This window comes from Acidimicrobiales bacterium (assembly GCA_035630295.1).
Taxonomy (GTDB): Bacteria; Actinomycetota; Acidimicrobiia; order Acidimicrobiales; family Iamiaceae; genus Iamia.
Genome location: DASQKY010000028.1, coordinates 60,390 through 74,631, shown reverse-complemented (window position 1 = coordinate 74,631; position 14,242 = coordinate 60,390). Strand labels below are relative to the sequence as shown.

Annotated in this window: 8 protein-coding genes; 5 read left to right on the top strand and 3 right to left on the bottom strand. The window is 71.4% G+C overall.

Annotation, left to right across the window (positions count from 1 at the left end):
• Both VEW93_07630 and VEW93_07625 read left to right on the top strand, forming a co-directional pair.
• A partial coding sequence (locus VEW93_07630) for a DUF4214 domain-containing protein (protein HYI61661.1) occupies positions 1-2,335 on the top strand: 2,335 nt, incomplete at its 5' end.
• Between the two features lie 202 nt (positions 2,336-2,537).
• Positions 2,538-4,115: a hypothetical protein gene (locus tag VEW93_07625; GenBank protein HYI61660.1), complete on the top strand. Its 1,578-nt coding sequence runs from the start codon at positions 2,538-2,540 to the stop codon at positions 4,113-4,115.
• 343 nt (positions 4,116-4,458) lie between these two features.
• Here VEW93_07625 and VEW93_07620 read toward each other — a convergent pair whose 3' ends face one another.
• Positions 4,459-7,626, bottom strand: coding sequence for an Ig-like domain repeat protein (locus tag VEW93_07620; protein HYI61659.1), 3,168 nt, complete (start codon positions 7,624-7,626; stop codon positions 4,459-4,461).
• A 427-nt stretch (positions 7,627-8,053) separates the two neighbouring features.
• Here VEW93_07620 and VEW93_07615 point away from each other — a divergent pair, with 427 nt between their 5' ends.
• Positions 8,054-9,559, top strand: coding sequence for a hypothetical protein (locus tag VEW93_07615; GenBank protein ID HYI61658.1), 1,506 nt, complete (start codon positions 8,054-8,056; stop codon positions 9,557-9,559).
• Between the two features lie 73 nt (positions 9,560-9,632).
• Here VEW93_07615 and VEW93_07610 read toward each other — a convergent pair whose 3' ends face one another.
• Both VEW93_07610 and VEW93_07605 read right to left on the bottom strand, forming a co-directional pair.
• Positions 9,633-11,234 (bottom strand): acyl-CoA dehydrogenase family protein, encoded by a 1,602-nt coding sequence (locus VEW93_07610; protein HYI61657.1) that lies wholly within the window; start codon positions 11,232-11,234, stop codon positions 9,633-9,635.
• A 112-nt stretch (positions 11,235-11,346) separates the two neighbouring features.
• The gene (locus VEW93_07605) at positions 11,347-12,426 is read right to left on the bottom strand and encodes a patatin-like phospholipase family protein (GenBank protein ID HYI61656.1); all 1,080 of its coding nucleotides are present in this window, start codon (positions 12,424-12,426) and stop codon (positions 11,347-11,349) included.
• Between the two features lie 95 nt (positions 12,427-12,521).
• Between VEW93_07605 and VEW93_07600 the strand changes: the two genes are divergently transcribed.
• Positions 12,522-13,046 (top strand): MaoC family dehydratase, encoded by a 525-nt coding sequence (locus VEW93_07600; protein HYI61655.1) that lies wholly within the window; start codon positions 12,522-12,524, stop codon positions 13,044-13,046.
• A 4-nt stretch (positions 13,047-13,050) separates the two neighbouring features.
• Entirely contained in the window at positions 13,051-13,839 is a 789-nt protein-coding gene (locus VEW93_07595) for a methyltransferase domain-containing protein (protein ID HYI61654.1), read from the top strand.
• Positions 13,840-14,242: the final 403 nt, after the last annotated feature.

The following is a 14,242-nucleotide window of genomic DNA, read 5'->3' as shown; positions in this document are numbered from 1 at the left end:
GCCGCCGTATGCCCGGTCGGGCTCGGAGGGCGCTGAGTACCTGGTGGCTGCTGCTCCCTTGATCAGTGCCGACTTCCCCGGGCACATCCAGATCGGCGCCCCGCCGGTCGAGCTCGACCTGGCCATCACCAACACCGGCCTCGGTGTCGCCCTCGACGGTGCTCGCCTCGATGTCACCCTGCAGCGAGCTTCCGGCACGGGGGCGTTCACCCCTGACCGGGTGGTGCTGGAGCACTTCGACGGGCAGGCCTGGCAGCCGGTGGCCCTGAGCGTCGGTGCGACGCGCGTGGTCATCGGCTCGGTCGGTGGCCCGGTGGACGTCGCGCCCGGGGCGACGGTCTCGCGGCGCCTGCGACTGGCCTTCGGGGTGCCCGGCGGTCCGGCGGTCGATCCGGGTCCGGTCACGGTCTCCTTCGAGGTCGTGGACGGCGCTGCGGCACCGGTGGTCGCCCCGACCCCGGGAGCCCTGGCCCGCAGCACGTCGGAGGCGGTCATGGTCGAAGCGGCTCGCCGTCCGTCGAGCATCACCTTCGGGCCTCCCATATCCGGGGGGCCGGTCTCGCCCCACACCGTGCGCCAGGGCAACACCGTGACCCTCCCCTCGCTGGCCCTCGACCCGATCGTCGGTGGCATCCGACCGAGCGGCACCGTGCGAGTCCTCCTGGACGGTCGCCCCATCGACGTCTTCCGGGGCCTCTCCAACGGTGACACGGGGTCGGTGCCCGAAGTGGTCGTCCCCCGGCCCTTGAACCTCGGCGCGCTGGCGGTGCGCCTGCCCGTGGACGTGCCCCTCGGGACCCGGCAGCTCACGGTGCTCTCCTCGGGCGACGAGCTGTTCCTCCCGGCCCAGGCCACGATCACCTTCACGGTGCTGCCGGCCGCCGGGGCCTCCTACGACTGCGTGGTGCCCGGCGGGTCACCCAACTACCGGTTCCAGGCCAACGTGGTGGCCCAGGCCAACGTGCCCTCGGTCCGGCCCGCCGGCCTGGTCGACCTCGACCACCTCGACGTGCGGCTCCTGACCGACCGCGGTCTCACCACCAACGCCTTCTCGGGGTTGGTCCCCAACGATGCGGTGAGCCCGGTGGGCGTCGGTCCGCTGGAGGGTGTGGAGGTGGGCATCGGCCCAGGGGGGTCGGGGACGGCGACCGCGGTGGAGCGCCGGTTCGGTACCCGGATGCCGGCGACGCCCAACCCGGCGACGGCGGACATCGACCAGGTGGTGTCGTTCCACGGGGAGACGGGGTCGTTCCCGTTGGCGGGGGCGCCGGGTGAGGTGGTGCCGGTGACGTTGGACTCGGTGGTCATCCGCACCCGGTCTGTGACCCTGGGCCTGCCCTACGTGTTCACCTGCCTGCCGGTGGGGGAGCCGGTGCTGCTGGGCCGGGTGACGGTCGCCGGGGCGACCCTGGCGGTGTCTCCGGAGGGGCCGGTCCGGGCGGGGTCGGAGGTGACGTTGTCGACGGCGGTGGCGCCGGCCACCTCGGGCACCGTCGAGTTCCTCGATGGCACCGAGACGATCGGCGTGGTGCCGGTGGTCGATGGTGCGGCATCGTTGTCGGTGGTGGACCTCCCGGTGGGCGCCCGCAGCCTGTCGGCCCGGTTCTACGGGGGTGTGTTGGTGCCGCCGTTGGTCTCGAACGTGGTGCCCTTCACGGTGTTGCCGGAGTTCGAGTGCGAGGCCTTCACCGAGCCGGGATCCGGGGCGGTGGTGCGCCTGGTGTACCTGGAGCTGTTGGGTCGGTGCCCGGATCAGGGGGGCTATGACCATTGGACCGGTCGCCTGGACGGGGGCACCAGCCCCGAGGCTCTCGCTCGAGCCATCGCTCGGACCCCTGAAGCGGTGGGCCGGGTGGTTGATGATGCCTATGAGACGATGCTGGGCCGCTCTGCGGATGCCGAGGGCCGGGCGTTCTGGACGGCCCGCCTGTTGGCCGATGGTCGCTACGAGCGGTTGTTGGCCGATCTGGCGGCGTCACCGGAGTTCGACACCTTGGCCGGGGGCACCGATGCCGGGTTCGTGACCCGGGTCTACGAGCGGCTGCTGGGCCGGGCCCCGGACGCGGCGGGTCTGGATTTCTGGACCGCAAGGTTGGCCGCGGGCTCGTCGCCTCGGACCTTGGTGCGGACCCTGGCCACCTTGGATGAGCCGCTCCGGGTGCTGGTCGACGCGTCGTACGAGGAGATCCTGGGCCGGGCGCCCAGCCTCGCCGAGCGCGGTGACGGGGTCAGGTTCTTGCGGGCCACGGGTGATCGATCAGGGCTCTACGCCGAGCTGATGGGTCGCCCCGAGTTCGACGACCGGGCCCAGGGCCTGCCCAACCCCGAGGACTGACCCAGGTCCCCCGGCTTGGGAATCGCCCGCTCGCTCGGGTGGCTCCTGGGCCGATGGTTCCGGCGCACCCCTTTCTTCCGCCTGGGGTGTGCCGGTCGAGCCCGGGTTCGATGCGCCTGCCGGCGTCGGGCCCCTTCGTGGCTCCGTGGACGGCCGCCCGCACCACTCCCCCCGGTGCGGGCGGCTGTTCACCTTGGCGCCCGTGGGCGTCGGCATCGGCGGGCCCCTGCTCACCCATCGAGTTCGAAACGAGACCTTCATGTCCAAAGACCTGTCCCGCTACCTCCGTCGTCGTCGACGGCCACTCACCGGTGCGGTGCTGGCGTTGGCGCTGGTGGTGACCGCTGCGGCTTGTGAGCCGGGGCCGCCGCCTCCGCCGGAGAACGCCCCGTACTGGCACCCGGGCACCACCGTGGATGCGACCACCCGAGGGCCGTTGGTGCGCATCGAGTGGGACGCCACCACCGGCGGCGACCCCGCCGCGTCGTATCAGATCAACCTCACCACCTACCAGGGCACGGTGGTGGCCCTCGTGCCAGCGTCGGTCCGGGCGTGTGACATCACCGGCCTAGCCGCCAGCACCGCTTACACCATCGTGGTGACGGCCCGCGACGCCCAGCAGCACTGGAGCGGCCCGCACACCGGCACCAAGGGCAACCGGACCACCACCATCACCACCACCAGCCACGGCGGCTCGGGCACCCTGTGGTGTCACCCGATCACCGACACCGACGGCGACGGCCTACCCAACGCGTTGGAGACCAACGACGGCACCTACACCAGCGCCTCGGATACGGGCACCGACCCCGCCAACCCCGACACCGACAACGACGGCATCAACGACGGGGACGAGACCCTGGGCCGACCCGGCCTCAACCTCGTCGCCATGGGCGCCCGGCCGACGCGCAAGGACCTGTTGATCGAGACCGACTGGATCAGCGGGGCCACCTGCTCGCTCCAACCCAACACGGCCCGGTTCGATCCCATGGTCACCGCCTTCGCTGTCTCCCCGGTCACCGGCCTCGGTGGGTTCCCGGGCATCAACGTCATCGTGGACTGGGGCCAGGGGGGCCTCTTCACCGGCGGTAACCAGGTCCCCGACCCGGACGGCACCCTGGACGGACGGTTCACCGGCCAGAACGTGAACGGCTCGCACTTCGCGGCGACCAAGGCGGCCCATTTCGACCCGGTGCGCAAGGGCATCTTCCACTACTCGGTCACCCACAGCGGCAACGGCTACGCCTCCACCGCGGAGAGCCGAGGGGATGACTCCTACGTCAACGGCGGGTGCGGCCAGGGCAGCTCCCTCCACTACCCGGCGCACCTCATGCACGAGATCGGCCACAACCTCGGCCTGGGCCACGCCGGAACGTACGAGGGCCTGCCGGGGCCGGGCCGGCCGTGCGATGACCCGCCCGTGGACTCGAACTGCGTCTTCAAGACGGCGATCAACCACAAGCCCAACTACGTCTCGGTCATGAACTACCTGTACCTGGGCGGCCTGGACGACTCGTGCCGGCGGTACGTCCCGAGCGGAGAACCCGAGTGGCTCGACTACTCCTCGGGCACTCGGGCGATCATCGACGAGGCCGCCCTCGACGAGACGGTGGGGATCTGTGACGGCGTGCCCTACGACTTCAACGCCAACGGGGTCATCGATCCCGCCCCCTATCGCGCCGACATCACCTCTGACGGCGTCGTGACCCCCCTGGCCGATCACGACGACTGGGACCACATCGACCGTCTCGGCCTCGCCGATTTCGCCAACGACCCCGACTGAGCAACCTATGAGGGGGAGCGGCCGCCCCTCCCGGGCCAGGACCCCGAGGTCGTCACCGGCGACGAGCTGGCCTGGTCCGGCGCGTGGTTGGGTGCCGGGGTCGAGCTGGCGCCGGCTCGTTAAAGCGGGGGCTGCCCGCACCGGGGGGAGTGGTGCGGGCAGCCGTCCGTGAGCCTGGGTGGCCTGACGCCGGCAGGGTCGTCGGGCCGGGCTCATCTGGTGGTTCGGGGGCGGATTGCCCGTGCCACCAGATCTGGTGCCGGTGAGTGGCGGGGTGCGGGTCACCAGCGAGGTCCGGGGGCCCGGCGGGAGGGTGTCCTCCCACCGGGCCCAGGGGAATGGCTCAGTCTTCGGGGTTGGGGAAGTCCTGGGCCCGGGTGGTGAACTCGGGTCGCCCGATGAGTTGGGCGTAGAGGCCGGAGCGGTCGCCGGTGGTGCGGAGGTGGGTGATCCCTCGGGTGCGTTCGCTCGGCGTGGGGGTACGGTCGAGGATCTCGTCGTAGGAGAGGGTGACGAGGCGTCCGAGGGGTTCGTCGAGGGTGGCGATGGTGCGGATGAGATTGCCGCGGGGTGCGCCGGCGTCGAGTCGTGCGGTCCAGTGGGCGAGTCCGGCCTGGTCGGGTGCCCGGTTGAGGAGCCGGTCATAGACGCGGGTGACGAAGCCTTCGTTGGTGGATCCGGCTTTGGTCCAGAACTCGCCGGATGCTCCGAGGTCGGCGAGGAGCCGGTCGTAGCGTCCGGTGGTGAGGAGTCGGTTGATCCAGAAGGTGCGTCCGGTCGGGTCGGCGGCTCGGCCGAGCATGGTCTGGTAGGCGTCGTCGACGACGGTGCCGACTGCTTCGGGGGTGCGGGCGATGATGCGGGCGAAGGCCTCTGGTGAGGTGCCGCCATCGAGGCGGGCCTTCCAGTGGTCGAAGCCGGCCTGATCCGGGCAACGACCCAGCAGTTCCATGTAGACGAGGCGGACCACGGCGGCATTGCCGTCGGTGGCGAACGGTGCGCAGTCCACGGCGGGCAGTACCGAGATCGGCACCGCCTCGGAATCGAGGGTCGGCATGGCCGTCCCGCCGTAGAACCGGGCCACGATGGACCGGCTCCCGGCATCGAAGGTGACTTCGGTGGAGGCCACACCGGCCTCGTCGACCGGCACGACGCCGACCGAGCGGTCACCGTCACGGAACTCCACGGTCCCGGCCATGGTCGGAGCCACCGTTGCGGTCAACGTGACCTCGTCGTCGGCCCGCACCGGATCCGCTTCGGAGGCCACGGCCAGGTCGACTCCAGTCAGCGTCACCTCACCCAACGACAGCGGCTCGCCCACCGGAGTGCAGCGGGTGGCCTGGGGGATCGGGAAGGCCCCGGCGAGGTGGGCATCGATGGTCAGCGTGTCGAGGGTGACAGGAACCCGGTCGCCGGGCTGGCCGTTGAGGGTCACCGTTCCGGTCTCGCCCTGGAAATCCAGGACCTGGTCCACCTCTGCTTCGAGGGCAGGATAAGGAGCGGTGGGTTGGCGGGTACCGCCGGTGCGCTGTGCTGCGGTGGCCGAGCCCGAGCCCCCAGGGCCGAACCCGAAGCCGAGGGCATCCAGGAAGCCTGGGCCGGCCGTGGTGACTGCGTTGTTGGTGATTCCGTAGAACATGGCCGCGCTGCTGTTGAGCCTGGTGGTGGTCAGCCGGACCTGGAGGGCGTCGAGGTCGATGGTCGACCCGGCGGGTCGCAAGGTGGGGACGTGAGCCGAGGCGATGATGTGGGCACCGAAGCGGAGCCGGTCGCTGATGCTGACATTGGCCTGGCAGTCGTAGGCCACGCCCTGGGCCGGGAGCACGGTGATGTCCGTGGTGATCTGAGCCGGTTTGAAGTAGGCGTCACCGGAGTAGGAGACCGTCACCTGCCGAGTCCCCAACCGGGCATCGGGCGGGAGCAGGAACTGGGGTCCGGCGGTGCCGTTGGGCATCGTGAAGAAGGGCAGGTAACCATCTTCGAGAGGGACGTTGGCCGCTCGGACCGGGACGGGGACACCGTCCACGGCAACGGTCACTGGCCCGGTGGCGCCGATCCCGCTGAGCTGGCTGCCGAAGCGGACCAGCATCTCGACGGTGCTGCCTTGGCGCACGGTGCGTGGCAGCGCACCGCCGAGGAGGAAGGTGGGGGTGGACGTTCGGCGTTCGGCCTCGACCAGGGTGAAGCCCTTGTCCGCTTGGGCCAGGGTGGCGCCCTGCTCACCGGTGCCCGGATCGACGGAGAGAACCTGGAAGATAACCGTGATGGGTCCCGGGCAGGTCTCGTGAGCCCCGCTGCAGGAACTCGTGGCCAGGGGAAGGCCAGCGGTGGGGAAAGCTAGACGGAGCCGGTCGGTGACCTGCGCGCCGGCGGGGAGGGGGAAGCCGGTGGTCGGGCCGACGGTGCCGGTGGCTCCCGAGAGTCCGCCGAGGTTGGTCAGGGTCACGGGTTCCCAGGTCTCGCCGACGAGGTGTTCCAGGATCATCCGGTCGGCGGCCAGGTAGCCGGAGCCTCGGGTGCGCCTGATGGTGATGCCGATACGGGTGTTGGTGATGTCGGTGCCGAGGTGGGTGTTGGCGACGGTGAGGTCGAACTCGGTGGGCGTGGCGGCGATGGTGAGGTGGTCGGGGAGGTCGGTGGTGATGAGGGGGGTGGCGGCCACCGTGTAGCTGAGGGTGTCCTCGGAGGCGCGGTAGGGGTCCTGGCCCCGATAACGGACGCGAAGGGTGTGGGTGGCGATGCTGAGGGTGGAGGTGGTGAGGGTGGCGGTGCCGTCGGGTTCGAGGGCGACGCTGTCGAGGAGGCGGGTGCCGTCGAGGAAGTCCACAAAGCCGACGGGGGTTTCGGTGGTCTCTGCGTCCTCGCCGGGGACGACGGTGGCGGTCAGGGTGACCGGGTCACCGAGGCGGGATCCACCGGCGGGATCCACCGTCAGGGTGGTGATCGAGGGGTCGCCGGGCAGGGGTGGCAGAGTGAGGTCGCCGTCGAGGGTCAGGCGCAGGGAGTGGCCCGAGCCGGCCAGCTCCTCGTTGATTGGGTCACCGATGGTGGACCCGCATCCGGCGGCGGCGGGGTTGACTGGAGGGACGGTGAAGTCGTCGTTGGCCAGGGTGACCCGTCCGGTGCCGGGGTCGTAGGGCGCGGTCGAGGACAGGGCCAAGACGATGGGGGCGGCTTGGCAGTCGGCGAAGAGGAAACGGTCTGGCCCGCCGTTGGAGGGGCCGACCTCGACGTGGAGGTGAACGGTGAGCCGGGCGGTGACCACCACATTGCCGGCGGGGTCGATGGCCCCGACGGCGGGGGCGGCCATGGTGAAGTTGGCGTCGATGTAGACCCGGGCCGCGAGCGGGGTGGTGATGTCGCGGGTGAACGACACCGTGGGGACGTCGAGGGTGGCGGCGGTGATGGCCCCGGTCTCGGTGTCGGAGGTGCCGGTCAGGGTGGTGTCGGTGGACAGCGCGTAGGGATCTTCCGCGCCTCGGACCAGGAGGTCGCCCTCGGCCAGGGACAAAGAGAAGGACTCCGTCGCCCGGGGGGCTGGACCACTAGTTGGGGCTAGTCCCGCGGTTGGGGGGGGGGGGCAAAAGCGACGGCGAGCGCGGTGACGACTGCCACCGTCAGTGCAGCCAAGGAACGTCTGAACAACATGTCTGGGGATCCCCCTTGTCGATGGACAACACAGCACGAGACCTCTGCGACAACCTGAGGTCCGGTCTCCTGCCGCCCCCCACCTTGCCGGGACCAAACTTGCTGAAGCTGCGCGATATCGATCTGAGGCGAAAGTTTCCGAGACTGCCATGACGCTCCAGACCCTGGTCCCCGGGGCCGCGCAGATCCGGCAAGGAAGCCTCTGCGCAGGGTCCCGCCCCGAGCGCCCACGGCATCCGGCAGGCCTGGCCGCGAGCGCTCCTCACCCACAACCAGGGAGGAAACCCCACATGTCCATCCGCCTGCTTCGCCGCGCCCGCGCGGCCCACCGCCGATCAGCCGTCGGCTCGGTCCTCACCGCGCTTGCGCTGGTGATGACCATCGCCGCCTGCGACGGCTCACCACCCCCGCCGGAGAACGCGCCGTACTGGCACCCCGGCACCGTGGTGACCGCGACCCACCACGGGCCGCTGGTCCGCATCCAGTGGTCGGCCACCACCGGCGGCGACCCCGTCAACGGGTACCAGATCAACCTCGGCACCTACAACGGCACCGTCGTCGCCCTGGTTCCGGCCTCGGTCCGCGATTGCTACATCACCGGCCTGGCTGCCAGTACCCCCTACACGATCGTGGTGACGGCCCGCGATGCCCAGCAGCACTGGAGCGGACCGCTCCCCGGCACCCAGGGCAACCGCACCACCACCATCACCACCACCGGCCACGGCGGCTCCGGGAACCTGTGGTGCCACGCCGCCACCGACACCGACAGCGACGGTGTGCCCAACGCGTTGGAGACCAACGACGGCACCTACACCAGCGCATCCGACGTCGGCACCGACCCGGCCAACCCCGACACCGATAACGACGGCATCACCGACGGTGACGAAGCCCTCGGCCTCAGCGGCCTCGACCTCCGAGCCATGGGCGCCAAGGCCACCCACAAAGACATCCTCACCGAGATCGACTGGCTGGGCAGCACCGCCTGCCCCGCCGGATCCCGCCCCACCGCCACCTCCATCGCCTTCCTGGCCGACGCCTTCGCCGCCGCCCCGGTCACCAACCCCGACGGCACCACCGGCATCAAGGTCATCGCCGACTACGGCCAGAGCAGCCTCTTCAACGGTGGCAACCTCATCGCCGACGACGACGGCGACCCGAACGGCTACGTCGAGACGGCGGCCTTCAAGGCCTTGAAGGCCGCCCACTTCGCTCCCGCACGGGAGAACATCTTCCACTACGCCATCGTGGGAACGTCTGGCGGGAACAATGCCGAGGGCGGCGGCGACGACCTCTTCGTCAGCAACTCGTGCAACCACGACGCCTGGGGCTTCGCCGGCATGTTCATGCACGAGATCGGTCACAACTTCCGCCTCGGACACGCCGGCCGGACCTACCGGTTCCCGAGCTACTTCAACCACTTCCCCAACTACAACTCGGTCATGAACTACCTCTACAGCGGGCCGGGCGTCGACACCGACTGCGACGGTCAGGGGAACAACGAGGTCAAGCTCGACTACTCCCAGGGGCTCCTGCCCCCGTTGGACGAGACCGACCTCGACGAACGCGTCGGCGTCTGCGGCGAACTCAGCGACCCTGACATCGACTGGAACGGCAACGGCACCATCGAGAGCTCCGTCGCCTTCGACGCCAACGGCGACGGCGCGGTCAACGTCTACAACCCCTTCGATGATGAGACCACGCCTCTCCTCGACCACGACGACTGGACCGTCGTCGAAGAAGACGGCCTGATCTGCATCAGCGACCCCGGCGTCTACTGCCAGGACAACCGCGACTGATCCCGTTCCCGAACCGGCGCGCGTTCCGGGGGGGCCTGCTCCCGGAACGCGCGCCAGTTTGGTGCGAAGGCGGTCAGGTCGAGGTGTCGGCGACCAGTTTGCGGGCGATGACCTTGATGCAGAGGGTTTCGTCGGCGCCTTCGAAGATGGACAGGACTCGGGCGTCGACGAAGTAGCGGCTCACGTCGTACTCCTCGGCGTAGCCCATGCCGCCGTGGATCTGCATGGCCTCGCGGGTGACCCACTCGGCCGCCTTGCACACGTACGCCTTGATGAGGGTGGCCTCCATCTGGCCCTCGCCCTTGGCCATCATCCGGGCCACGGCGTAGGCGAACTGGCGGCTGGCCTGGATGACCACCGCCATGCGGCCCAGCTTGGCCCGGGTCAGCTGGTACTCGGCGATGGGGTGACCGAACACCGAGCGGTCCAGGGCGTACTGGCGGGCGGCCTCATACGCGGCCTGCATGACCCCCAGGGCCCGGGCCGCGGTCTGGATGCGGCCGTTCTCGAAGCCGGCCATCTGGTAGTAGAAGCCCCGTCCCTCGCCGTCGGCCAGGCCGATCAGGTTGGCGGCCGGGACGAACCAGTCCTCCAGGGCGACCTCGTAGGAGTGCATGCCCCGGTAGCCGATGGTGTCGATGGGGCGACCCTCCATCTTCCCGCCGCCGGGGGCGCCGTCGACGCCGGCCTCCTGGGCGATCTCGAAGCCGTGGCCGTCGCCGCGGGGCTTGGGGGCGATGAACATGGACAGGCCCCGGTGGCCCTTGCTGCGGTCCGGGTCGGTGCGGGCCAGCAGCAGCAGCACGTCGGCCCGGGCCCCGAAGGTGCACCACGTCTTGACCCCGTTGAGGAGCCAGCCCCCCTCGGTGGGGGTGGCGGTGACCTTCACGCCGGCCACGTCGGAGCCGTAGTCGGGCTCGGTGACGGCCACCGCGTTCATGACCTCGGCGGTGGCCAGGCGGGGCAGCCACTCCTGCTTCTGCTCCTCGGTCCCGCCGGCCAGCAGGGCTCGGGCCAGGATCTCGGGCCGGGTGATGAGCGACCCGCCGGCCCCCAGGGAGCCCCGGGACAGCTCCTCGGTGGCCACCACCATGCCGATGTACTCGCCCTCCCCGCCCTCGCCGTAGCCGCCGTACTCGGTGGGGATGGACAGGCCGAAGGCCCCCAGCTCGGCCAGGCCGGTGATGATCTCCTCGGGGATGTCGCCGTTGGTGCGGTGGATGTGCTCGGCGATGGGAGCCAGCTCCTTGTCGGCGAAGCGCCGGAAGGTGTCCTGCACCAGCTCGAAGTCGGAGTCCAGGTGGCGGGGCCCCCCGTCGGTGACCGAGGCCAGCACCTCCGGGTCGCGGAAGGCGGCCAGGAAGGTCCGGGTGCCGTCCAGGGCCCCGGGCTCCACGCCCCACTCGGCCTCCCGGCCGAAGACCTTGCCGGCCAGGTCGCCCACCGCGTCGGCCACGAAGGCGCAGGTGATGGTGGCCTCGACCTCCCCCTTGGCCCCGTAGTCGAGCAGGGCCCGCCCGGTGGCCAGGCCGGCCGAGGCGTGGGCCACCTCGTAGGCCAGGACCTGGCGGGCATCGATCGAGTCGCGGGCCAGCACGGCCACGGCCGCGTCCACCACGGCCTGGGCGGAGTCGAGGACCGAGGCGGCGGCGGCGAGGTCGGGAGTGGCGCTCATGGCCGCAAAAGGTACCGATCCGACCCGTCCCCGCTCACATCCGCGAGCACCCCGGAGGCCTCGCTTCCTCTGCTTCCTGGGCCGTCGCCCCTGACGCGGCCCGGTGCCGGGATCAGCTCGGCGCCGGCAGCACCTCGGCCCGGTCCAGGGCCTCGATGGTGAGGGTGCGGCCCAGCTCGATCATCTCCGCGGCCCGGTGGTAGTCCAGGCTGCGACAGGCGTCCCGGGGCACGGTGACCAGCACGTCGGGCGGGTAGCCGGCCATGCGGTAGCGGATCAGCAGGGACTGCATGGCGTCGATGGAGTGGCTCATGACGTCGGCCCGGCCCAGCCCGGCCGGTAGCTCCTCGAAGACGGCGTCGACCAGGGCCTCGGCGACGGGAGGGACGGGCCCGGCCGCGGTCCCGTCGGGTGCCACCACCTCGGCCGCGTCGGCCACCAGCAGCGCCGGGCCGTCCCCGTCGCCGGCGGCCCCTTGGCCACCCTCACCGTCGGAGCCGCCGAAGCGGTGGAGGACGGCGCGCACCACGTCCCGGTCGAGCAGGTGGGCCGCCCCGGAGCGGAAGCGCTCGGTCCACTCCTCCATGGGCCGGGGCTCGGAGGTCTCCTGCACCGGGGGCGCCGGCGCCGCCTCCCGGGGCTCGCCCAGGAGCGACACGGCCACGGTCAGGTCGGCCCCAGCCGCCGCGGTGGGCGCCAGGGGCACAGGGTTCATGATCCCGCCGTCGGCCAGGAGGCGCCCGTTCAACACCACCGGGGTGATGACCCCGGGGATGGCGATGGAGGCCCGGATGGCGGTGTCGGCCGGCCCCCGCTGGAACCACACCTCCCGGCGGCCCAGGAGGTCGGTGGCCACCGCGGTGTAGGGGATGGGCAGGTCCTCGATGCGGGCCCCGTCGAGCAGCTCCCGGACCCGGGCCATGATCTTCTCGCCCCGGATGGCCCCCGGCGCCGACAGCGAGGGGTCCAGCATGCGCACCACGTCGCGCTGGCGCAGCCCGGTCATCCACTCGATCAGGTCGTCGAGGTGGCCGGCGGCCCGGACCCCACCGACCAGCGCGCCCATGGACGAGCCGGCGATGGTGACGATCTCGGCCCCCCGCTCCTCCAGCACCTGGACGGCCCCGATGTGGGCGTTGCCCCGGGCCCCCCCGCTGCCCAGGGCCAGGGCGACGCGCACGGGTCCGGCCATGGGGCCAGGCTACGGCCCGCGCTCCGGGTGGGGGTGCCCGAGGGCTCGCCCCTACGCTGGCGCCGCCAGCCACCCCCGACAGGAGGACCCCCCCGGTGACCACCCACGAGCGCCCCTTCGGCCGCACCTTCGAGGACTTCGAGGTGGGCGACGTCTACCGGCACTGGCCGGGCAAGACGATCACCGAGTACGACGACCACCTGTTCTGCATGATCACCATGAACCACCACCCACTGCACACCAACGACTGGTACGCGGCCCAGGCCCCCCAGGGCCGCAACGTGGTGGTGGGCAACCTCGTCTACTCGCTGGTGCTGGGCATGAGCGTGCCCGACGTCTCGGGCCAGGCCGTGGCCAACCTGGAGGTGGAGGTGCTGAAGCACTCCAAGCCCACCTTCCACGGCGACACCATCCACGCCGAGACCCGGGTCCTCGACAAGAAGCTCACGTCCAAGGGCGACCGGGGCATCGTCACCGTGGAGACCAAGGGCATCAACCAGCGGGGCGAGGAGGTCTGCTACTTCCGGCGCAAGGTCATGGTGTGGACGGCCGAGAACGCCCCGCAGCGGCCCCGCCCCTACGACGTCGACGCGGTGTGGGCCGACGGCGACGGCGCCTGAGCCCGTGGCCGACGGGCCCGACCCCGACCCGAGGGTGATGGTGGCCGCGGCCACCGGGTTCTCGGTCGGCGCCGACGACTACGAGCGGGGCCGCCCGTCGTACCCGGCCGATGCCGTCGAGGTGCTGTGCCGGGAGCTGGGCATCGGCCCCGGGGCCCGGGTGCTGGACCTGGCCGCCGGCACCGGCAAGCTCACCCGCCTGCTGGTCCCCACCGGGGCCGAGGTGGTGGCGGTGGAGCCGGTGGCCGAGATGCGGGCCCGGCTGCAGGCGGGCGTGCCCGGGGCGTCGGTGCTCGACGGCACGGCCGAGCACCTCCCGCTGCCCGCCGCCTCGGTCGACGCGGTGACCGTGGCCCAGGCCTTCCACTGGTTCGACCCCGAGGTGGCCCTGCGGGAGACGGCCCGGGTGCTCGGGCCCGGCGGCGGCCTGGGCCTGGTGTGGAACGAGCGCGACACCGCCGAGCCGTGGGTGGCCGAGCTGAGCCGGCTCATCCGCTGGGACCAGCGGGGCCAGTGGCAGGTGCCCTACACGGTGGAGGAGGACTGGGCCGCCCGCATCGACGCCCTCGCCACCCCCTTCGGCCCGGTGCAGCGCTACGACACCACCTACCGCCAGGTCCTCGACGCCGAGACCCTGGTGGCCCGGGTGCTGTCCACCTCCTACATCGCGGCCCAGCCGGCCGAGGAGCGGGCCCGGCTGGCCGACGAGGTGCGGGCCCTGGTGGCCGATTTCGACGAGACCTTCGAGCTGCCCTACGTCACCGTCGTCTACTGGTGCCGCCGCGACGCCTGAGCCCGGCGGTCCCGCCGGATCGCGGACCGGGGCCCGGCCGCTCGGCCCGGGCGACCCGGGGCCCGGCGTCCGGGGGCCCGGCGGCCTGGTGACCGCGCTGCTGGCCTGGTTCGGGGCCGGCGGGGGAGTGTGGCAGTAGCTGCATTCTTCTCGCACGGTGCATATCGCGCAGGTTCAGCAAGATTGGCTTGGGCATGGTGCGGGAGAGCACGCGTCCGCCCTGTGGGGTGTGGAGCGTGCGACGCGGAGAAGTGTCCATCAACAGGGGGATCCCCGATCATGCTGTCCAAGAGAATCGTGGTGATGGTGACGACCGTGCTGGCGTCGATGCTCGCCGTCGCTTTTGCCCCCCCCCCCCAGTAGGAGCAGCGCCCCCGGGGGCCTCCGCTCCCCGGGCCGAGCA